Source organism: Streptomyces sp. NPDC030798 (genome assembly GCF_055572275.1).
Genome location: NZ_JBVIDR010000013.1, coordinates 165,097 through 186,794, shown reverse-complemented (window position 1 = coordinate 186,794; position 21,698 = coordinate 165,097). Strand labels below are relative to the sequence as shown.

At 72.0% G+C, this 21,698-nt stretch carries 14 protein-coding genes and 1 pseudogene; 3 read left to right on the top strand and 12 right to left on the bottom strand.

Annotated features, from left to right (window positions below; genetic code table 11):
- The first annotated feature begins 184 nt into the window (after positions 1 to 184).
- The gene (locus ACZ404_RS28035) at positions 185 to 3,022 is read left to right on the top strand and encodes a glycoside hydrolase family 3 C-terminal domain-containing protein (RefSeq protein ID WP_468444543.1); all 2,838 of its coding nucleotides are present in this window, start codon (positions 185 to 187) and stop codon (positions 3,020 to 3,022) included.
- An 81-nt stretch (positions 3,023 to 3,103) separates the two neighbouring features.
- On the opposite strand, the gene ACZ404_RS28030 is transcribed toward ACZ404_RS28035, so the two are convergent.
- From ACZ404_RS28030 to ACZ404_RS28010, 5 genes are all read right to left on the bottom strand, one after another.
- Positions 3,104 to 3,883, bottom strand: coding sequence for an SDR family NAD(P)-dependent oxidoreductase (locus ACZ404_RS28030; protein ID WP_468444541.1), 780 nt, complete (start codon positions 3,881 to 3,883; stop codon positions 3,104 to 3,106).
- A gap of 70 nt (positions 3,884 to 3,953) precedes the next feature.
- Positions 3,954 to 5,324 carry a S53 family peptidase gene (locus tag ACZ404_RS28025; protein WP_468444539.1) on the bottom strand — a complete coding sequence of 457 codons (1,371 nt, stop codon included), beginning with the start codon at positions 5,322 to 5,324 and terminating at the stop codon, positions 3,954 to 3,956.
- 176 nt (positions 5,325 to 5,500) lie between these two features.
- The gene (locus tag ACZ404_RS28020) at positions 5,501 to 6,946 is read right to left on the bottom strand and encodes an aldehyde dehydrogenase family protein (RefSeq protein WP_468444537.1); all 1,446 of its coding nucleotides are present in this window, start codon (positions 6,944 to 6,946) and stop codon (positions 5,501 to 5,503) included.
- A gap of 172 nt (positions 6,947 to 7,118) precedes the next feature.
- On the bottom strand, positions 7,119 to 8,693 hold the full coding sequence (locus ACZ404_RS28015) for a PucR family transcriptional regulator (RefSeq protein WP_468444536.1): 1,575 nt from the start codon (positions 8,691 to 8,693) through the stop codon (positions 7,119 to 7,121).
- Between the two features lie 126 nt (positions 8,694 to 8,819).
- Complete coding sequence (locus ACZ404_RS28010) at positions 8,820 to 10,946, bottom strand: ATP-binding protein (RefSeq protein ID WP_468444534.1); 2,127 nt, start codon at positions 10,944 to 10,946, stop codon at positions 8,820 to 8,822.
- Positions 10,947 to 11,195: 249 nt separating this feature from the next.
- Between ACZ404_RS28010 and gabT the strand changes: the two genes are divergently transcribed.
- Positions 11,196 to 12,530 carry a 4-aminobutyrate--2-oxoglutarate transaminase gene (gabT, locus tag ACZ404_RS28005; protein WP_468444532.1) on the top strand — a complete coding sequence of 445 codons (1,335 nt, stop codon included), beginning with the start codon at positions 11,196 to 11,198 and terminating at the stop codon, positions 12,528 to 12,530.
- A gap of 727 nt (positions 12,531 to 13,257) precedes the next feature.
- Positions 13,258 to 13,506: pseudogene (locus ACZ404_RS28000) on the top strand (phosphatase PAP2 family protein); the annotation flags it as partial.
- Positions 13,507 to 13,597: 91 nt separating this feature from the next.
- Here ACZ404_RS28000 and ACZ404_RS27995 read toward each other — a convergent pair.
- The 7 genes from ACZ404_RS27995 to ACZ404_RS27965 form a co-directional block, all read right to left on the bottom strand.
- Positions 13,598 to 15,355 (bottom strand): chitinase, encoded by a 1,758-nt coding sequence (locus tag ACZ404_RS27995; RefSeq protein WP_468444653.1) that lies wholly within the window; start codon positions 15,353 to 15,355, stop codon positions 13,598 to 13,600.
- A 132-nt stretch (positions 15,356 to 15,487) separates the two neighbouring features.
- Complete coding sequence (locus ACZ404_RS27990) at positions 15,488 to 15,934, bottom strand: hypothetical protein (RefSeq protein WP_468444530.1); 447 nt, start codon at positions 15,932 to 15,934, stop codon at positions 15,488 to 15,490.
- Positions 15,935 to 16,057: 123 nt separating this feature from the next.
- Positions 16,058 to 17,488: an NAD(P)/FAD-dependent oxidoreductase gene (locus ACZ404_RS27985; RefSeq protein ID WP_468444528.1), complete on the bottom strand. Its 1,431-nt coding sequence runs from the start codon at positions 17,486 to 17,488 to the stop codon at positions 16,058 to 16,060.
- Positions 17,489 to 17,509: 21 nt separating this feature from the next.
- Positions 17,510 to 18,310, bottom strand: coding sequence for an ABC transporter permease (locus tag ACZ404_RS27980; RefSeq protein WP_468444526.1), 801 nt, complete (start codon positions 18,308 to 18,310; stop codon positions 17,510 to 17,512).
- Entirely contained in the window at positions 18,311 to 19,240 is a 930-nt protein-coding gene (locus ACZ404_RS27975) for an ABC transporter permease (RefSeq protein ID WP_468444524.1), read from the bottom strand.
- A 2-nt stretch (positions 19,241 to 19,242) separates the two neighbouring features.
- On the bottom strand, positions 19,243 to 20,406 hold the full coding sequence (locus ACZ404_RS27970) for an ABC transporter ATP-binding protein (RefSeq protein ID WP_468444522.1): 1,164 nt from the start codon (positions 20,404 to 20,406) through the stop codon (positions 19,243 to 19,245).
- Complete coding sequence (locus ACZ404_RS27965; RefSeq protein WP_468444520.1) at positions 20,403 to 21,650, bottom strand: ABC transporter substrate-binding protein; 1,248 nt, start codon at positions 21,648 to 21,650, stop codon at positions 20,403 to 20,405. Before ACZ404_RS27965 ends, ACZ404_RS27970 begins: the two co-directional genes overlap by 4 nt.
- Positions 21,651 to 21,698: the final 48 nt, after the last annotated feature.

Genomic DNA, 21,698 nt, shown 5'->3' with positions numbered 1-21,698 from the left:
GCACAAGGGTCGATCCCAAGATTCCTCGGATGCGGAAAGGAACCCGCCTGCCCTTTCCCTCCTTGCTGTGCCGGTGAGAAGTCCGGCCCGATTCGGCCCAGCGCCTTGACACCCACCCGGTGCCGGAATGAGCATCGAAGCGCTTCGAAAGCGCCCTGCCGCTCCACCCAAGGGGAAACCGCCCGTGACCGTTCACCCGCCGCCCACGCCGCCTTTCCGTGATCCCCACCTGCCGTTCGCGAAGCGCATCGACGACCTGTTGGCACGGCTCACCCTGGACGAGAAGGTGGCCTTCCTGCACCAGTTCGCGCCCGCCGTCGAGCGCCTGGGCGTCGCCGCCTTCCGCACCGGCCAGGAGGCCCTGCACGGCGTGGCCTGGATGGGCCCGGCGACGGTGTTCCCGCAGGCGGTCGGCCTCGGCGCGACCTGGAACCCGGAGCTGGTACGACGCGTCGGCGAGGCGGTGTCCAAGGAGGTCCGGGCGATGCGCGCCCGCGACGACCGGGTGGGCCTGAACGTGTGGTCTCCGACGGTGAACCTGCTGCGCCACCCGCTGTGGGGCCGCAACGAGGAGGGCTACTCGGAGGACCCGAGGCTGACCTCGGCGATCGCGACGGCGTACACGCACGGCCTGCGCGGTGACCACCCGCTCTACTGGCGCACCGCGCCCGTGCTCAAGCACTGGCTGGCGCACAACAACGAGACCGACCGGGCCACCTCGTCGGCCTCCGTCCGCCCGCGGGTGCTGCACGAGTACGATCTGCGCGCCTTCCGGGACACGGTGGAGGCAGGGGCGGTGGCCGGGGTGATGCCCGCGTACAACCTGGTCAACGGCCGACCCAACCACCTCTCCCCGTACCTGCGCTCCCACTTGCGCGCCTGGACCGAGGAGGACCTGCTGGTCTGCTCGGACGCGGGCGCGCCGAGCAACCTGGTCGACGCCGAGCACTACTTCGACACGCACGAGGAGGCCACCGCGGCCGCCCTGCTGGCCGGCGTCGACAGCTTCACCGACCACGGCACGGACGGTTCGCAGATCACCGCGCGCGTCAGAGGAGCGCTGGACCAGGGGCTGCTGACGGAGGCGGACATCGACACCGCGGTCCGCCGCCAGCTCTCGGTCCGCTTCCGCCTCGGCGAGTTCGACCCGCACCACGACCCGCACCTCACCGGCGAGTTCGACACCCCGGCGCACCGGGCGCTCGCCCAGGAGGCCGCCGAGCAGGCCGTCGTCCTGCTGAAGAACGACGACGCGCTGCTGCCGCTCGCGCCCGGCACCCGGATCGCGGTGGTGGGCCTGCTCGCCGACGAGTGCAAACTCGACTGGTACAGCGGCAGCCTGCTGCACCGCTCCACCCCGCTGGAGGGCCTGTACGAGCGGTTCGGCGCCGAGCGCGTGGAGTTCGCCGAGGGCGTGGACCGGATCCGGCTGCGCACCGAGGACGGGACCTTCCTGCACGTGCCCCCGTCGGACGCCCCCGACGAGGCCCCCGGCGCGGAGGGCGCCCTCGACCCGGCGCTGCTCGCCGGCCGCACCGACCTGCCCCCGCTCACCACGGACCCGTTCGGCACCGAGTTCGCCCTGGTCGACTGGGGCGGCGGCGTCCTCACCCTGCGCGCCCCCGACGGCCGTTACCTCTCCGTCGCCGAGGACGGCCACCTGCGGGCCGCCGCGGACGAGCCGGGCGGCTGGGTCGTCCAGGAGACCTTCCGCCTGGAACCCCACCGGAACGGTCACCTCCTGAAGCACCTCGGCACGGGTCGTCACGTCTGTGTCGGCGCCGACGGCGCGAAGGTTGCCGACACCGGCGAGGTCTTCGAGGTGGTGACGGTCGAGCGCGGTGAGGACGCGGTCGCCCGGGTGGCCGGCCGGGCGGACGTCGTCGTGGTGGTTGCGGGCAACGACCCGCACATCAACGGCCGCGAGACCGAGGACCGGACGACGCTGCGGCTGCCCGGCCACCAGGAACGGCTGCTGCGCGCGGCCCGTGCCGCCAACCCGCGCACGGTGCTGGTCCTGACCTCGGCGTATCCGTACGCGGTGGACATGACGCGGCTGCCGGCCGCCCTGTGGACCGCGCACGGCGGCCAGGCGGCGGGCACGGCGCTGGCCCGGGTCCTGGCCGGCGACGTCTGTCCCGCCGGGCGGCTCCCGCAGACCTGGTACGAGTCCGACGCCGACCTGCCCGACCTGGGCGACTACGACGTGATCGGCGCCCGGCAGACGTACCTCTACTTCGAGGGCACCCCTCTCTTCCCCTTCGGGCACGGCCTGTCGTACACGAGCTTCGCCTACGGCGACCTGTCGGTCCGGGTCGCGGACGCCTCGGTGCACGTGTCCTGCACGCTCACCAACACCGGCGACCGGACGGCCGACGAGGTCGCCCAGCTCTACGCCCGGGCCGTGGACCCCTCGGTGCCCCGGCCGCGCCGCGAGCTGCTCGGGCACCACCGGGTGACGCTGGCGCCCGGCGAGCGCACGACGCTGGACTTCGGCGTACCGCTGTCCGCGTTCGCTTTCTGGGACGTGGCCGGGGGCGGGTGGTGCCTGGAACAGGGCCCGTACGAGCTGCTGCTCGGCGCGTCCAGCGAGGACGTCCGCCTGCGGACGACCCTCACCCTCGGCGGGGAGGAGCGTCCGGCCCCGCGCCCGGTGATCCGGCGGGGTCTGGAGGCGGCCGGCTTCGACGAGCAGTCCGGCGTCGCGATCGTGGACCGCACGAAGACGGCGGGCGACGCGGTGACCCCGGCGGCCGACGTCTCGGGCACAGTGGTCTACCGGGCCTGCGACTTCGCTGACGGCGTGCGCGAGGTGACCGCCCAACTGGCGGGCGAGGGCAGCCTGCAGCTCTCCCTGGACGGCGGCCCCGTCCTGGCCGAACTGACCCTGGTCACCCCCACGGCGGACCCCTACACGTACACCACCGTCACGGCCGGCCTCCCGGCCACCGAGGGCGTGCACGACGTCCACCTCAGGCTGCGCGGCCCCCTGCGGCTCGCGCACGTCGGCTTCTCCGGTTGAGGGTCCGGAGAGGCCCGGCACCAGGGAGGGGCCCGGCACCGGAAGGCAGCGGTGCCGGGCCCCATCGGGCGGAGCGGGCGCTCAGTGCACGGAGAACCCGCCGTCGACGAAGACCGACTGACCGGTGACGTAGGCGGAGGCGGGAGAGGCGAGGAAGACGGCGGCGCCGGCGAAGTCCTCGGCGAGGCCGTTGCGCCCGACCATGGTCCGGGCGGCGAGGGCCGCGACCTTCTCGGGGTCGGACGACAGTTGGGCGTTGAGCGGCGTCATCACGAAGCCCGGCACCAGGGTGTTGCAGGTGACCCCGTACGGCGACCAGGCCTCGGCCTGCGACCGGGCCAGCGACTCCAGCGCCCCCTTCGAGACGCCGTAGGCACCGCTGCGCACGAACGCCCGGTGCGCCTGCTGGGAGGTGACGTGGATGATCCGCCCGTAGCCCCGCTCGGCCATCCCCGGCCCGAACCGCTGCCCCAGCAGGAAGGGCGCGTCCAGGTTCACCGCCATGGTGGTGTCCCAGACCTGCTCGTCCAGCTCCCCCATCGGCGGCCGCAGGTTGATCCCGGCGCAGTTCACCAGGATGTCCGGCTCGCCGAACACCCCGACAGCCTCCTCGGCCGCTTCCCGCACCCCGGCCCGCGTGCTCAGGTCTGCGCCGAGCCAGCCGGCCCGACATCCGGCGCTCGTCAACTCGTCCACGGTTTCCCGGAGTTGCTGCTCCTTCCGCGCCACGATCAGCACCGCCGCACCGGCCCGTGCCAGCGCGCCGGCGATGCCCCGGCCGATGCCGGAGCTGCCACCGGTCACCAGGGCGACCCGGCCGTCGAGGGAGAAGAGATCGGAGAGGTAGGCCTGTGAAGTCATGCCCGAAGCGTACGGACGGCCCGGGCGGACCCGGGCCGTCGCGGGGAGGCGGTCAGGCTGCCGCGCTCCCTCAGCCCCGGTGGCCGGGGTCGGCGAGCGCGGTCACGAAGCGGAGGGCGTCCACGGTGCCGACGCCGGTGGCCATGTCGTAGCCCTTGACGGCCTGGTAGCCGGTGACGTCGGAGTAGCTGTTGTCGGTGCCGTCGTTGACGTCGACGATGCCGGTGCCCCTGTGCCGGGAGAGGGTGTACAGCGCCTTGTCGATGTTGCCCAGCCGGTGGCCGGCCGCCTGGTCGGCGAGGGCGACGATGCCCGAGAAGAGCGGGCTGGCCTCGCTGGTGCCGCCGGTGACGTCCCAGCCGGTGGCGGTCGGGTCGAAGCTGGAGTAGATCCAGGCGCCGCCGTTGACCGCGGCGGCCAGCGACACGTCCGGGGTGCCGCGGCGGGAGCCGACGACCTTCTTCACACCGTTCTGGAAGGCCGGGCGGGAGAACACGTGGGACTGGCCGCCGCCGCCCGCGCCGTAGTCGTTGTAGACGCTGTCCGGCCTGACGCGCTCGCCCTTGTCGTTCAGGTGGAGCTGGGTACCGCCGACGGAGGTGACCAGCGGGTCCGAGGAGGGCCAGGAGTTGACGCGCTTCTTGTAGTACGTCTTGCCGTCCGCCTTCAGGTCGGTGGCGCCGCCGTCGCCGGAGGAGGCGAGAACGGTGACGTGCTTCCTGGCCGCGGCCCGGAAGGCGTAGCGCAGGTTCTTGATGCTGGAGAAGTCGCCCCTGGCGAAGCCGGGGAAGGTGTTCTCGGTGGCCCCGAAGCTCTGGCTGATGACGTCGCCGGTGCCGTGGTCGATCAGGTACTTCTCGGCGTCCATCATCTCCGGCAGCCCGGTGGTGCCCTCGGTCTCCGAGACCGCCGTCTCCACCAGGACGATCTTCGCGCCCGGCGCCACGGCGTGGGCCATCTCGACGTCCAGGGTGCTCTCGCCGGCCCAGCCGGTCATGTCGGAGTTCTTGGGGTCGAAGGCGGGGACGTGCCCCCACCTGACCACCTTGACCTTGGTGCTGGGCAGGCCGAACTGCTTGCTGTAGACGTCGAGGTCGTGCTGGATCGTCGGGGAGCCGAAGGAGTCGACGATGACGATGGTGCGTCCCTTGCCCGTGATGCCCTTGCGGTACAGCGGGTTGAGGTTGTAGGCCGTGCGGTACTGCAGCGGGTTGTAGCAGGCGATGTGCCACTTGGCCTCGCACTGCCCGATGGGCAGCGGGCTGGACACGCCGTGGACCAGGGTGTGCCCCGCTATGGCCGGCACCGCCTTGGTGTGCGGTACGGCGGCGGCCGCGCTGGTGACGCCGGCCGGTGAGGTGGTCGCCAGGGCGGCGGCGACGAGGGCGGCGGTGGTGGCCGCGGAAGCCGCGACGCCGCGCCCGGTACGGGCAGTGTGCATGAATTCCCCTGAGAGGTCCGCGATCGGACGAGTGGTCGACTCGCATCCCATCGAGTGAGTCATGCACAGAACAAGGCTGTTGACCGGTCGATGCCGAATCCTTTACCCGGCAACAGGAAACGGCCGGAGCCCCCGCACAGTGGGCTCCGGCCGTTCGTCGACCTGTCCGTGGCAGGTCAGAGCGCGAGCCCGGTGAGGACCAGCACGCGCTCGTATGTGTAGTCGTCCATCGCGAACCTGACGCCCTCGCGGCCCACGCCCGACTGCTTGGCGCCGCCGTACGGCATCTGGTCGGCGCGGTACGACGGGACGTCGCCGACGACCACGCCACCGACCTCGAGGGCGCGGTGGGCGCGGAAGGCGACCTGGAGGTCGTGCGTGAACACGCCTGCCTGGAGGCCGTACTTGGAGTCGTTGACCGCGGCGAACGCCTCGGCCTCGCCGTCCACCTTCTGCACGGTCAGGACGGGACCGAAGACCTCCTCGCAGGAGAGGGTCACGTCGGCCGGCACCTCGGTGAGGACGGTCGGCGCGTAGGAGGCGCCGTCGCGCTTGCCGCCGGTGAGGAGCTTGGCGCCCGCCGACACGGCCTCGTCCACCCACGACTCGACGCGCCGGGCGGCGTCCTCGCTGACCAGCGGGCCGACGTCGGTCGCGGCGTCGCTCGGGTCACCGGTGACCTGGGCCTCGACGGCGGCGACGATGCGCGGCAGCAGGCGGTCGTACACGGAGGCGTCGGCGATCACGCGCTGCACGGAGATGCAGGACTGGCCGCCCTGGTAGTTGGAGAAGGTCGCGATGCGGTTCGCGGCCCAGTCGAGGTCGGCGTCGCTCGCCCAGTCGGCGAGGACGACGGCCGCGCCGTTGCCGCCCAGCTCCAGGGTGCAGTGCTTGCGCGGCACCGAGTCCATGATCGCGTAACCGACCTTCTCGGAACCGGTGAAGGAGATGACCGGCAGCCGCTCGTCCTGGACGAGGGCCGGCATCTTGTCGTTCGGCACCGGGAGGATCGACCACGAGCCGGCCGGCAGGTCGGTCTCGGCGAGCAGCTCACCGAGGATCAGGCCGGACAGCGGGGTGGCCGGGGCCGGCTTGAGGATGATCGGGGCACCCGCGGCGATGGCCGGGGCGACCTTGTGCGCGCACAGGTTCAGCGGGAAGTTGAACGGCGCGATGCCGAGCACGACGCCCTTGGGGAAGCGGCGGGTGAGGGCGAGCCGGCCCTGGCCGCCCGCGTCGGTGTCGAGCCGCTGGGCCTCGCCGCCGTTGAACCGGCGGGCCTCCTCGGCGGCGAACCGGAAGACGGAGACGGCGCGGCCGACCTCGCCCCGGGCCCACTTGACCGGCTTGCCGTTCTCGGCGGAGATCAGCTGGGCGATCTCCTCGGCGCGCTCGGCCAGCCGCTTGCTGACGTGGTCGAGGGCGGCGGCGCGGACGTGGGCCGGGGTGCCGGCGAAGTCCTCGCGGACGGCATACGCGGCGGCCACGGCCTCCTCGACCTGCGCGTCGCTCGGCACGCCGACCGTGCCGACGAGACGGCCGTCCCACGGGGAGGTGACGTCGAAGCTGTCCTCGCCGGTGACCTGGCGGCCGGCGAGCCAGAAGGCGTGGGTGGAAGTCATGTCTGGAGTCCCGGCCCTTCCGCGTTGGGGGTGTCGTTCGGTTCGAGCTCCACGGTAGGGCTGGGGAGGGCGGCGGGCGCTTGTCCGAGCCGTAGCAGTTGGGGGCCGGGTCACTACGGTTTGGCACAGTGGCCGGAGTCACCTCTCACGCCGGTGAGCGAGGGACGGTCCGTCACTCGCCCGACGTCGCCTTCAGGGCGAGCCACAGCTCCATCCGTACGTCCGGATCGTCCAGCGACCGCCCCAGGATCTCCTCCACCCTCCGCATCCGGTAGCGCAAGGTGTGCCGGTGGACGCCCAGATCGGCCGCGGCCGCGTCCCACTGGCCGTGCCGGGACAGCCAGGCCCGCAGCGAGGCGACCAGGTCGCCCCGCCCGGTGGCGTCGTGTTCGTGCAGCGCCCGCAGCAGCCCGTCCGCGAACGCCTTCACCGCGTCGTCGGCCAGCAGCGGCAGCACCGAACCCGCCGCGAGCTGCTCGTGCTCGACCAGCATCCGCCCCCGCCGCCGGGCCACCGACAGCGCCTGCTCGGCCTGCTTGTAGGCGGCGGCCGCGGCGATCGGCCCGGCGGGCGCGGACAGGCCGACCACCAGTTCGTCGTCCTCCTCCGCCGCCGGCTGCTCCGGCGCGGACCGGGCCCCCTCCAGAGCCGCCGCGTACGCGGTGCACGCGCCCACCGCCGCTCCCCCGTCCGCGGCCAGCACCACCAGCCGCTCCCCCTCGGGCACGACGAGCACGGCCTCCCCGGAGCGGGCGGCGGCCGACTCCACGGCCTCGGTGAGCCCGCCCAGCGGGTCACCCCCGGACACCGCCTCGGCGACGATCACCCGGAACGGCGCGTCGAGCAGCCCGCCGTACAGGTCCCCGGCGACGGCCCGGGCGTGGTCCGGCTGCCCGGCGAGCAGCATGCGCAGCACGGCGGCGCCGATGCGCTGCTCGGCCGCGTGCAGGGAGCGGGAGCGCTCGGTGGTGAGGGTGAGCAGGGCGATGGCGGAGTGGACCGCGTACCGTTCGGCGGTGCCGAGGGCGGCGGCCGTGCCGACGGCGAGGGCGGCGCGCGGGCGCCGGCCGGTGCCCAGGGAGTGCAGCTCGACGCGGTCCTCGTTGTCCGGTCCGCCGACCACCGAGGAGGCGGGCGCGGGCCGCTCCCGGAGCCGTTCGACGTCGGCCGTCAGCCGGGCGGCCCGGCGGCCGGCCCACTCCGGTGCGGTGGCGACGACGGCGCCCGAGGCGTCGTACAGCGCCGCCCAGCCGTCGACCTGCGCGGCTAGCGCGGCGAGCAGCCCCTCGGGGCCGTGGTTCAGGGCCTGCCGGGTCAGTTCGCGCTGGGCGGCGAAGCCGGCCGTCACGGCCCGGTACTGGTCGGCGGCGATCGCGGCGGAGACCGCCTTGCTGATGGCGAGGAAGGGGGTGCGGCGGGGCACCTCCAGCAGCGGCAGCCCCTCGTGCTCGGCGGCGTCGACCAGGGCCCGCGGCACCTCGTCGTAGTTGACGCCGACGGCGAAGCCGAGCCCGACGACACCGGCGCCGACGAGCCGCTTCACATACCGCCGCATGGCCTCCGGATCCTCCGCGTCCAGCTTGAGCGCGGTGATCAGCAGCAGCTCGCCGCCCTCCATGTAGGGCACGGGGTCGGCCAGCTCGCTCACATGGGCCCAGCGCACGGGCACGTCGAGCCGGTCCCCGCCCGCCCGCACGGTCAGCTTGAGCGCGGAGTGGTGGACGAGCGAGGCGAGCGTCGGGGGCATGGTGCCTTCACGGTGAGGGAGATCCGGTGATCGTGGTGATCATTTGGCCGCCGCGTATGAACGACCTATGCCGATTCTGCCTCACCGTACGGTCCGGTGATGACCCGACGGCGCAACCGGGCCTCCTCAGCCCCGCAGGTCCACCAGCAGCGGCGGTGCGTGCTCCCCCCGTACCGTCGTCAGCGACAGCACCGCGTGCCCCGGCGGCACGCCGTGCGCCAGTTCGGAGGCCGACCAGCGCTCGCGCTCCACCTGGCGGACGGTGACGGCACGGGCGGTGGGTGCCTGGCCGGTGATGACGCGGCGCAGCATGTGGACGGCCTTGCCGGCCGGGGTCTCGGCGATGATCTGCCGGTCGGTGACGTCCCGGGTCTCGGTCCACTCCTTGCCCCACACCTCGGCGAAGTCCTGCCCGTCCCAGGGGGTGAGCCCGGACAGCGCCATCCGGCACCCGGTGGCGCCGAGCAGCGGGCCGCGCAGCGGCCGGGGGGCGTCGTCCAGGGTGCGCAGGGTCAGCACGGCACCGGCGTTCACCGACCGCAGCCGCTGGATGCCGCGCACGGCCTCCGGGGTGACGACACCGGAGGCGTCGTCCAGCAGCAGGCAGGCGAAGAGCGAGCGGTCCTCCCGCACCGTCACACCGGCCGTGAACTGGGCGAGCACCAGCCGGGCGAGGATCCGGGAGGCGTCGGCGTGCCCGCGCTGGGGCAGGTCGATGCGCACCCGGACGGGGTGGTCGAGGGCCTTGAGGGAGAACGGCCGGGACTCTCCGGAGGTGTCGAAGAAGGAGGCGAAGGCGGGCCGGTCGAGCAGCGCGATCCGGTCGGCGAGTACGGCGCCGACGTCGCCGGGGTGGGCCATCTGCCGCTCCCGGGCGTCCAGTTCGCGCAGCAGCGACTCCTGGCCGGTGTCGGTGAGCCCCTTGCGCAGCGCGGCCAGCGGGCCGGGCGTGCCGTCGAGCAGCTGGCGCAGCTCGGGCACGGACGGGAAGCGGTCGTGGACGGCGTGGAAGGGCCCGAGCAGCTGGGCGAGGACGGTGGTGGAGCGGCGGCTGTCACCGCCGGGGTGCGGGTCGGCGAGGTCGCCGACGAGGGCCTCGGCGAGTATGGCGGCGGCCTCGTCGGGATCGGTGGTGCCGCCGTACAGGTCGAGGTCGTAGACGGAGTCCGGGTGCCCGATGCGGACCACGACGTCGTACGACTCGGCCGGCCCGAGCCCGGCGCCCGCCGCGCCGACGACGACCACGGCGGCGCGTCCGGCGAGGGCGTGCAGGCAGAGCGACTCGGCGAGCGGCCGGACCACGGAGCCGGTCTTGCCGGAGCCGGCCGGTCCGACGGCGAGCAGCGAGGTGCCGAGCAGATCGGGGCCGAGGGCGAGGCCGGCGCCCCGGTAGTGGTACGGGTTGCGGGGGTCGTCGGCGGCGGTGCCCACCCGGACCTGGCCGGTGAGCAGGTCGTGCCGGGCATGCCGGGCGGGCAGGTCGCGCTCGCCGGAGGGGTGCAGACACGCGGCGGCACCGTCCCTGAGCACGGTGCCGGTGAAGGTGGCGAGACTGTGAGTGCCGGACCGTACGCCCTGCCAGGCGCGGCTGATCCGGGCCAGGTCGACGTCGCGCATGAGCCCGGCCCGGGCGTCGGCGGCCAGCCGTTCGGCGGCCTCGTGCGCCCCGGCCCGGCGCAGCTCGGGCCACTCGGCGGGGTCCTGCTCGGGGGCGGGCGGCGGTGCGGCGGCGGGTTCGGCGGGACGCCAGGCGGGCGGGCCGTAGCGGCGCCAGACCTCGCCCCAGCGGCCGAGCCGGCCGACGACCAGCATGATCGCCAGGGCGATGAGCGTGTAGTACGAGTACCAGAGGACGGCGTTGCCGATACGGTCGTTGCCCTGGCGCCAGGAGTCGGGAGTGAACAGTTCGAGCGGCAGCACCCACCAGCCGCCGAGGTAGCCGTTCCACAGCAGCGACCACACCAGCCACCCCACCAGGAACGCGATCAGCGCCCCGCTCAGCAGCTGCCGGGCCGGGATCAGCTCGGGTTCCTGGTCGGGGCGGGGCCGGTGGTCGAGGCGCCACACGCCCGGTGCCGCCTCCGGGCGGGGCGCGCGCAGCCAGGCGAGGAACGCCGCGCCGTCCGGCCTCGGCGGCGCGCCCGGGGGGGCCGGGGGCATGGGCGGCACCGCCGCGGCCTCCCGGGGCACCGCCGGGCGCGGCACAGGGTTCGCATGCGTGCCGCGCACGTCCCGCGTCCCGTCGCTGTCCATCTCGGTTGCCCCCTGACCAGCCGTTCCGTCCACCATCAGCGAGCCAATCTAACGCCCCGGGAAGGGGAGTTCACCGCTTACGCGGCCGAGAGGAAGGCCCGTCCGGGCGTATCGCGGTCCGGCTGCTATGTCCACCACGGACAACCGGCCTCGACGACAACGCCCACATGGAGCATGCCCACCCCCCGGTGGCCGTCCTAGCCTGCGAGAAAAGAAGGAAAGCGTCCGTAATACCCCCAGGAGCCCCGCATGACCGCACTTCCGCAGGAGCGCCGCGTCGTCACCGCCATTCCCGGCCCGAAGTCGCAGGAGCTGCAGGCCCGCCGTACCGCCGCGGTCGCGCAGGGCGTGGGCTCCGTGCTGCCGGTGTTCACCGTGCGCGCGGGTGGCGGCATCATCGAGGACGTCGACGGCAACCGGCTGATCGACTTCGGTTCCGGCATCGCCGTGACGAGCGTCGGCGCCTCCGCCGAGGCCGTCGTACGCCGCGCGAGCGCCCAGCTGGCCGACTTCACCCACACCTGTTTCATGGTCACCCCGTACGAGGGCTACGTGGAGGTCGCCGAGGCCCTCGCGGAGCTCACCCCGGGTGACCACGCCAAGAAGTCCGCGCTGTTCAACTCGGGCGCCGAGGCCGTCGAGAACGCCGTCAAGATCGCGCGTGCGTACACCAAGCGCCAGGCGGTCGTCGTGTTCGACCACGGCTACCACGGCCGGACCAACCTCACCATGGCGCTGACCGCGAAGAACATGCCGTACAAGCACGGCTTCGGTCCGTTCGCCCCCGAGGTGTACCGCGTGCCGGTCGCCTACGGCTACCGCTGGCCGACCGGCCCGGAGAACGCGGGCCCGGAGGCCGCCAAGCAGGCCATCGACCAGATCACCAAGCAGGTCGGCCCGGACAACGTGGCCGCGATCATCATCGAGCCGGTGCTCGGTGAGGGCGGCTTCATCGAGCCGGCCAAGGGCTTCCTGCCGGCGATCCGCCAGTTCGCCGCCGACAACGGCATCGTGTTCGTCGCCGACGAGATCCAGTCCGGCTTCTGCCGCACCGGCCAGTGGTTCGCGTGCGAGGACGAGGGCATCGTCCCGGACCTGATCACGACCGCCAAGGGCATCGCGGGCGGTCTGCCGCTGGCCGCCGTGACCGGCCGCGCCGAGATCATGGACGCCGCGCACGCGGGCGGCCTGGGCGGCACCTACGGCGGCAACCCGGTGGCCTGCGCCGGTGCGCTCGGCGCCATCGAGACGATGAAGGAGCTGGACCTCAACGCCAGGGCGAAGAACATCGAGGCGGTCATGAAGTCCCGCCTCACCGCCATGGCCGAGAAGTTCGACATCATCGGCGACGTCCGCGGCCGCGGCGCGATGATCGCCATCGAGCTGGTCAAGGACCGCACCACCAAGGAGCCGAACCCGGAGGCCACCGCCGCGCTCGCCAAGGCCTGCCACGCCGAGGGCCTGCTGGTCCTGACCTGCGGCACCTACGGCAACGTGCTGCGCTTCCTGCCCCCGCTGGTGATCGGCGAGGACCTGCTGGGCGAGGGCCTGGACATCATCGAGCAGGCCTTCGCGCGGATCTGAGTCCGCCCTTCGCGGGCCCGGGTTCGCGCATCTGAGCGAGTGGTCCGCACCTGTGGAGGTGGCCTGCGGCAGGCCGTGTGAAGAAGGTGTGCGAGGTGGATGTCGGGACGCGAATACGTCTGCCCAAGCGCCTTCGCCTGTCGTAGGTTCTTCCCCAGATGAGAGATACACCCCGCCCACAGGGGACTGTGGGCGATCTCAGGCCGGGGCCTCCCCAGCTTCGACCTGGTCGTGCCCTCGCGCACACCGGGGCCTGACGGCTCCGGGATCTCCTCACCGATCGGACGGTCGCCGCCCCAAACCCCCCGGGGCGAGCGACGTTCCGATCCGGACGGCCGCCCCGGAACCACCCCCCCTGTTCCGGGGCGGCCGACCTCCTTCCTCTTTTTCCTCTTCTTTCGGATGCCGTCGCATCGGGGCGGGACCTGAGAAGCTGGTCCCCGTGACCTCAGCGCCCGTCCGCCGCCCGCTCCTCCTCGGTGTCCCGGCCGTCCTCTTCGCCGTTATCACCTGGCAGGTCGTCACAGCCGGCCCGCTGCTGCGCGTGGACGCGCGGCTGAGCCGGGCGCTCATCCATCCGGACCCCTTCTCCCAGCTCCTGTCCGACCTCGGTGACGTCCGGGTCGCCCTGCCCGTGCTGGCCGTCGTCGCCGCGTACGCCGGCCGACGGGGCCGTGCCACCGGTACGGACCTGTGGTGGGTCCCGCCGGTCGCCGCGGTCGCGGTGATGGCGCTGGTCCCGGCGATCGTCGTTCCGCTGAAGGACTGGACCGCCCGGCCGGGGACACCCGCGATGCCCCCGGCCGTCGGCTACTTCCCGTCCGGGCACACGGCGACGGCGGGGGTCGCGTACGGCTGCGCGACCCTGCTCCTGCTGCCCTGGCTGCGCTCGGCCCACGCCCGCCGGGAGCTGGTCATCGGCTACGTCCTCGTCACTGCCGGCGTCGGCTTCGGTCTGGTCCGCCAGGGCTACCACTGGCCCCTGGACGTCTTTGCGAGCTGGTGCCTGACCGCGGTCCTGCTGACCGCCCTCTCCGTCGCCCTCGACCGGGGCGGCGAACTCGCCCTCAGCCGAAGTACGCGTCGAACGTCTTCTGGAACTCCCCGTTCGCGTAGCGATCCCAGTTCACCGACCACGTCATCAGACCCCGCAGCCCCGGCCAGGTCCCGTGGGTCGCGTACGAACCGCAGTTCGTCCTCTTCGTCAGGCAGTCCAGAGCCTTGGTGACCTCGGCCGGGGGGACGTAGCCGTTGCCCGCGTTGGTGGACGCCGGCATGCCGATGGCGACCTGGTCGGGGCGCAGCGGCGGGAAGACGTTGCCCGGGTCGCCCGCGACCGGGAAGCCGGTGAGCAGCATGTCGGTCATGGCGATGTGGAAGTCGGCGCCGCCCATGGAGTGGTACTGGTTGTCCAGGCCCATGATGGGCCCCGAGTTGTAGTCCTGGACGTGCAGCAGCGTCAGGTCGTCGCGCAGGGCATGGATGACGGGGAGGTACGCCCCGCAGCGGGGATCCTGGCCGCCCCATTTGCCGCTGCCGTAGTACTGGTAGCCGTTCTGCACGAAGAACGTCTCCGGCGCCATGCTCAGCACGAACCGCGAGCCGTACTTGGCCTTGAGGGTCTTCAGGGCCGAGATCAGGTTGACGATGACGGGGGTCGTCGGGTTCCTGAAGTCCGTGTCGCCCGCGTCCAGGGACAGGGAGTGCCCCTCGAAGTCGATGTCGAGGCCGTCCAGGCCGTAGTCGTCGATGATCTTCGACACCGAGGAGACGAAGGTGTCCCGGGCGGCCGTGGTGGTCAGCTGGACCTGGCCGTTCTGGCCGCCGATCGAGATGAGCACCTTCTTCCCGGCGGCCTGCTTGGCCCGGATAGCCGCCTTGAAGTCGGCGTCGCTCTCCACGGTGGGGCACTCGGTGGCCGGGCAGCGGGTGAAGCGGATGTCGCCGGAGGTCACGGAGGTGGGTTCGCCGAAGGCGAGGTCGATGACGTCCCAGCTGTCGGGCACGTCGGCCAGGCGCGTGTAGCCGGAGCCGTTGGCGAAGCTCGCGTGCAGGTAGCCGACCAGGGCGTGGGTGGGCAGGCCGGGGGTGTTGCCGCCGGTGCCGGCACCGGTCGTCGCGGTGACGGCGGCCGACTTCGCGGACTCCCCGGCGTCGTTGCTCGCGGTGACCTGGAAGTTGTACGCCGTCGACGGGGACAGCCCGGTCACGGTGGCCGACGTGCCGCCGGCCGTCTGGACCCTGACCCCGTCGCGGTAGACGGCGTAGCCGGTGGCGCCGGTCACCGGCGACCAGGACAGGGCGACGGAGGACGAGGTGACCGTGCCGAGCTTCAGCCCGGCCGGTGCGGCGGGCGGCTGTCCCGTGCTCGCGCCGGGGCCGAGCAGCGAGATGTCGTCGGCGTGGTAGGCGCCGGTGCCGTACCAGCCGTGGGTGTAGAGCGTGACCCTGGTGGTGGCGGCGCCGGTGGTGAAGGTGGTGCTCAGCTTCTGCCAGTCGGGGGCGGACTGGGTCCAGGTGGAGACGTCGGTGGTGCCGGTGCCGGTCGCGCCGAGGTAGACGTAGGAGCCGCGGACGTAACCGGTGAGCGTGTACTGGGAGTTGGGCTGGACGGCGACCGTCTGCGTGCACTGCGCGTTGTCGCTGCCGGCCGGGGTCGCCCGCAGCGCGGAGCTGCCGCTGTGCACGGGTGAGGTGACGGTCGTGCCGGCCGTGCACGTCCAGCCGTCGAGGCCGGACTCGAAGCCGCCGTTGCGCACGGCGTCCGCGTCGGCCGCACGGGCGGCCGACGACAGCGCGGTCGCGCCGGTCACGGCCAGGGCCATGACCGTCACGAGGGCGAGCAGGGGTCTGGGGCGTGGGGAGTGGTCCACAAAGGCCTCCGGGCAGGGGGGAGTTGGAGGGTGGAGCGCACTCAACTTGGTCCAGACCAATCGGCTTGTCAAGGTGTCCGGGCGTCATGCTTGCCCGGGCGGTCCCGCCGCCGCCTCGTGCATCGCCAGTTCCAGCAGCGCCGGGTCGGTGAGCGCGCCGGAGCCGTCCGGTGGTACCAGCCAGCGCACCCCCCGGACCGCCCGGCCCGGGTACGGCACGACGATCCAGGTGCCGGGCCCGGCGGTCCGGATGCCGGTGCCGAGCCAGCGGGCCGCGGTGCCGGGCGGCACGAAGAAGCCGACCCGGCCGTCACCGGAGTCGGCCAGCACCGGGCCGGGCCGGCCGAGGACGCGCAGGAGCACGTCGAGGGTCGGGCGGCCGAGGCCACCCGGCAGGATGAGCACGTCCCAGGCCCGGCCGGCGGGCAGCAGGGCGACCCCGAGGGGGTTCCGCTCCCATTCCCAGCGGCAGGCCTCGGGGTCCGGCGCGACGGCTGCCAGCCACTCCACCGCGGTCTTCGCCCCAGTCATCGCAAAGAGCCTCCCTCTCCCTCGTCGACGCGGGTCGCGTCATGAGGGAGAGGGAGGCTCCACGGGGGGCATTACGCGGGTTTCCCGACTTCTTTCGGACGAACCCGCCGATGCCCGGCGGGCTCAGCTGTCGAAGCCCAGACCCAGCCGGTCCATCGTCCGCAGCCACAGGTTGCGCCGGCCTCCTTGCGCGTCCGCGCGGGCCAGCGACCACTTGGTCAGGGCGATGCCGGTCCAGGCGAACGGCTCCGGCGGAAAGGGCAGCGGCTTCTTGCGGACCATCTCCAGCGCCGTCCGCTCCGTGTGCTCCCCGTCCAGCAGATCCAGCATCACGTCGGCGCCGAAGCGGGTCGCGCCCACGCCCAGGCCGGTGTAGCCCGCCGCGTACGCCACCCTGCCCTGGTGGGCGGTGCCGAAGAACGCCGAGAAGCGGGAGCAGGTGTCGATCGCCCCGCCCCAGGCGTGCGTGAAGCGGACGCCCTCCAGTTGCGGGAAGCAGGCGAAGAAGTGCCCGGCGAGCTTGGCGTAGGTCTCCGGCCGGTCGTCGTACTCGGCGCGGACCCGGCCGCCGTACGGGTAGATCGCGTCGTAGCCGCCCCACAGGATCCGGTTGTCGGCGGAGAGCCGGAAGTAGTGGAACTGGTTCGCCGAGTCGCCGAGGCCCTGCCGGTTCTTCCAGCCGATCTCCGCGAGGCGGTCGGGCCCCAAGGGCTCGGTCATCAGCGCGTAGTCGTAGACGGGCACGGTGTACGACCGCACGCGTCGCAGCAGGCTCGGGAAGATGTTGGTGCCGAGCGCGACCCGCCGGGCGCGGACCTGGCCGTACGGGGTGCGTACGGCCATCCCGGCGCCGTAACTCTTCAGGGTCAGCGCGGGCGTGTGCTCGTACACCCGCACGCCGAGCCTCAGGCAGGCCTTCTTCAGGCCCCAGGCCAGCTTGGCGGGGTGCAGCATGGCCACGCCCCGCCGGTCCCAGAGGCCCGCCTCGAAGGTGGGCGAGTTCACCTGCTCGCGCACGGCGTCGGCGTCCAGGAACTCGATGCCGTCGGCGAGGCCCTTGGCCTCCAGCTCCCGGTGCCACTCCTTGAGTTCCCGGGCCTGGTAGGTCTCGGTGGCGACGTCGATCTCGCCGGTGCGCTCGAAGTCGCAGTCGATGCCGTGCCGGGCGATCGCGGCCTCGATCCCGTCGAGGTTGCGCCGGCCCAGCTCCTCCAGCTTGTGGATCTCGCCGGGCCAGCGCGCCAGGCCGTTGGGCAGGCCGTGGGTGAGGGAGGCGGCGCAGAAGCCGCCGTTGCGGCCCGAGGCGGCCCAGCCCACCTCGCGGCCTTCCAGCAGGACGACGTCCCGCTGCGGGTCGCGCTCCTTGGCATTGAGCGCGGTCCACAGTCCGCTGTAGCCGCCGCCGACGACCAGCAGGTCGCAGGTCTCGGCGGTGGTGAGGGCGGGCTCGGGGCGGGGCTTGCCGGGGTCTTCCAGCCAGTACGGGACCGGCTGGGCTTCGGACAGAGCGGAGATCCAGTTGTCTTTGCCAGGACTCATGGCGCTTGGGGCCATGATTTCAACTCCCTACAGAGCTCAGGCCTTCTTGCTGTTGCGGCGGTTGCTGATGACCATCGAGGTCAGGACGAACAGCACGGCGACCAGGAACATGGCCGTGCCGATCACGTTGATCTGGACGGGCGTGCCGCGCTGCGCCGATCCCCACACGAACATCGGGAAGGTGACGGTGGAGCCCGCGTTGAAGTTGGTGATGATGAAGTCGTCGAAGGAGAGCGCGAAGGACAGCAGCGCGCCGGCGGCGATGCCGGGTGCGGCGATCGGCAGCGTGACCCTGAGGAAGGTCTGCACCGGGCCGGCGTACAGGTCCCGGGCGGCCTCCTCCAGGCGCGGGTCCATCGACATCACGCGCGCCTTGACGGCGGTGACGACGAAGCTGAGGCAGAACATGATGTGCGCGATCAGGATCGTGAAGAACCCCAGCTGAGCGCCCATGTTGAGGAACAGGGTGAGCAGCGAGGCCGCCATGACGACCTCGGGCATCGCCATCGGCAGGAAGATCAGCGAGTTGACGGCGCCCCGCGCGCGGAAGCGGTAGCGGACCAGCGCGAAGGCGATCATGGTGCCGAGGATCGTGGCGCCGAGCGTGGCCCAGACGGCGATCTGGAGGCTGACGGACAGCGAGCCGCACATGTCGGCGACGCCGCACGGGTCCTTCCAGGCGGAGGTGGAGAACTGCTGCCACTCGTAGTTGAAGCGCCCCTTCGGCTTGTTGAAGGAGAACACCGTGACGATGACGTTCGGCAGCAGCAGGTAGGCGAGGGTCAGCAGACCCGCGATGACGACGAGATGGCGCTTGAGCCAGGTGACGAAGGGCATTTAGACCAGATCCTCCGTCCCGGAGCGGCGGATGTAGATCGTGACCATGGCCAGGATCGCGGCCATGAGGATGAAGGACAGGGCGGCCGCCGTCGGGTAGTCCAGGATCCGCAGGAACTGCGTCTGGATGACGTTGCCGATCATGCGGGTGTCGGTGGAGCCGAGGAGTTCGGCGTTGACGTAGTCACCGGCCGCCGGGATGAAGGTCAGCAGCGTGCCGGAGACCACGCCCGGCATCGACAGCGGGAAGGTGACCTTCCGGAAGGTGGTCCAGGGCCTGGCGTACAGGTCGCCGGCCGCCTCGTGCAGCCGCCCGTCGATCCGCTCCAGCGAGGTGTACAGCGGCAGGATCATGAAGGGCAGGAAGTTGTACGTCAGTCCGCACACCACGGCGAGGGGCGTGGCGAGCACCCGGTCGCCGGCCGTCCAGCCGAGGGCGTTGGTCAGGTCCAGGAGGTGCAGCGAGTTCAGGGTGTGCACGACCGGGCCGTTGTCGGCGAGGATCGTCTTCCAGGCCAGGGTGCGGATCAGGAAGCTGGTGAAGAACGGCGCGATCACCAGGATCATGATCAGGTTGCGCCAGCGGCCGGCACGGAAGGCGATCAGATAGGCCAGCGGGTAGCCGAGCAGCAGGCACAGCACGGTCGCGGCGGCCGCGTAGAGGACCGAGCGCAGGAACTGCGGCCAGTACTCGGCGAGCGCGTCCCAGTAGGTCGCGAAGTGCCAGGTGACCTTGTAGCCCTCCTCCAGGGAGCCCGTCTGCACGGAGGTGGAGGCCTGGTAGATCATCGGCAGGGCGAAGAAGACGACCAGCCAGAGGAGGCCGGGCAGCAGCAGCCAGTACGGGGTGAAGCGGCCCCGTCTGCGCGGCGGCTTCTGCACGGGTTCGGCGGGGGCGAGGGGCGGGGGCGCCTCTTGGAGCGTCGACATGGTCAGGCGGCCTCTTCCTCGACGGTCTCCACACCGGCGTCGATGTCCTGCGCCGCGTCCAGGCCGAAGGTGTGCGCCGGGTTCCAGTGCAGGACCACCTCGGCGCCGGGGACCAGACGGCCGTCGCGCTCGACGTTCTGGACGTAGACCGCGAGCTCGTCGCAGACCGGGCTGTCGATCACGTACTGCGTGGAGACGCCGATGAAGCTGGCGTCGGCGATCGTGCCGGTGAGGCGGTTGCGGCCCTCGGGGATCGTCCCCGCGTCGTCGGCGTGCGTGAGGGCGATCTTCTCCGGGCGGACGCCGACCAGCACCTTGCCGCCGGTGGCCGCCGGGGCGGAACAGCGCGCCGCGGGCAGCACCAGTTTGCCGCCGCCCGCCTTCAGCACGATGTCCTCGCCGTTCCTCGTGTCGACCTCGGCCTCGATCAGGTTGGAGGTGCCGAGGAAGTTCGCGACGAACGTGGTGTTCGGGTTCTCGTACAGGTCGGTGGGCGAGCCGAGCTGCTCGACGCGGCCCGCGTTCATCACGGCGACCGTGTCGGCCATGGTCATGGCCTCCTCCTGGTCGTGCGTGACGTGGATGAAGGTGATGCCGACCTCGGTCTGGATGCGCTTGAGCTCGAGCTGCATCTGGCGGCGCAGCTTCAGGTCGAGGGCGCCGAGCGGCTCGTCCAGCAGCAGCACCTTGGGGTGGTTGATCAGCGCGCGGGCGACGGCCACGCGCTGCTGCTGGCCGCCGGAGAGCTGGTGCGGCTTCTTGCGCGCCTGCTCACCGAGCTGGACCAGCTCCAGCATCTCCTCGACCTGCTTCTTCACGCTCTTGATGCCGCGCCGGCGCAGGCCGAAGGCGACGTTCTCGAAGATGTCGAGGTGCGGGAAGAGTGCGTAGGACTGGAAGACCGTGTTCACCGGCCGTTTGTACGGCGGCAGGTGCGTGACGTCCTGGTCGCCGAGGTGCACGGTGCCGCTCGTCGGCTCCTCCAGGCCCGCGATCATGCGCAGGGTGGTGGTCTTGCCGCAGCCGGAGGCGCCGAGCAGGGCGAAGAAGGAACCCTGCGGCACGGTCAGGTCCAGCGGGTGCACGGCGGTGAAGGAGCCGTAGGTCTTGCCGATGCCGGTGAGGCGGACGTCGCCGCTGTTGTCTGTCGTCGTCATCGTCGTCACGCCCCTGTGAGCTTCGAGAACTTCTGCTGGTAGGCGGTCTCTTCCTTCTGCGTCAGGGCGCGGAAGGCATGGGACTTCGCCTGCATGGCCTTGTCGGGAAGGATCAGCGGGTTGCTGGCCGCCGTCTTGTCGATCTTCGCGAGGTACGGCGCGACTCCCGCGACCGGGCTGACGTAGTTGACGTAGGCGGCGAGTTCGGCGGCCGGCTCGGGCTCGTAGTAGAAGTCGATCAGCCGCTCGGCGTTCGTCTTGTGCCGCGCCTTGTTGGGGATCAGCATGTTGTCGGTCGACGTCATGTAGCCGCTGTCGGGGATGACGTAGCCGACGTCCGGGTTGTCCGCCTGGAGCTGGACGATGTCGCCGCCCCAGGCGACGCACGCGGCGAAGTCGCCCTTGGTGAGGTCGGACGTGTAGTCGTTGCCGGTGAAGCGGCGGATCTGGCCCTTGTCGACGGCCTTCTGCAGACGGGCGATCACCTTGTCGTAGTCGTCGTCGGTGAACTTGCCCGGGTCGATGCCCATGTCGAGCATGGTCATGCCGATGCTGTCGCGCATCTCGGTCAAGAAGCCGACGCGGCCCTTGAGCTTCGGGTTGTCGAGCAGGTCGGAGACCGACTTCACCTCGATGCCGTCGAGCGCCTTCTTGTTGTACGCGATGACGGTCGAGATGCCCTGCCAGGGGTAGGAGTAGGCGCGGCCGGGGTCCCAGTCGGGCGCCCTGAACTGGTCCGACAGGTTGGCGAAGGCGTGCGGCAGGTTGGCCGGGTCCAGTTTCTGGACGTACCCGAGGCGGATCATGCGGGCGGCCAGCCAGTCGGTGAGGACGATGAGGTCCCGGCCGGTGTCGTGGCCGGCGGCGAGCTCCGGCTGGATCTTGCCGAAGAACTCGTCGTTGTCGTTGATGTCCTCGGTGTACTTGACCTGGATGCCGGTCCGCCGGGCGAACGCGTCGAGCGTGGGATGCCGCTTGCCCTTGTCGTCGACGTCGATGTACTCGGGCCAGTTGGAGAAGTTGACGACCTTCTCCTTGGCCGAGTGGTCGTCGGCGGACACGCCTCCCTGCGTCTTCGTCGCCGCGGGGATCCCGCAGGCGCTCAGCGCCCCGAGTCCGCCTGCCGCGAACGCGCCACCGGCGGAGGCGCGCAGCAGCGACCGGCGGGTCAGGGCCGCCCGCCCGGTGCGGAGGCTGCGCCGTATGGCGGCCGCTTCGGCCGGTGTCGGACGGTCGGGCTCGTACTGCTCCATGCGCGTGGTGCCCTTTCGGAGGGATCGGCCCAGGTCACGGGCCGGGTC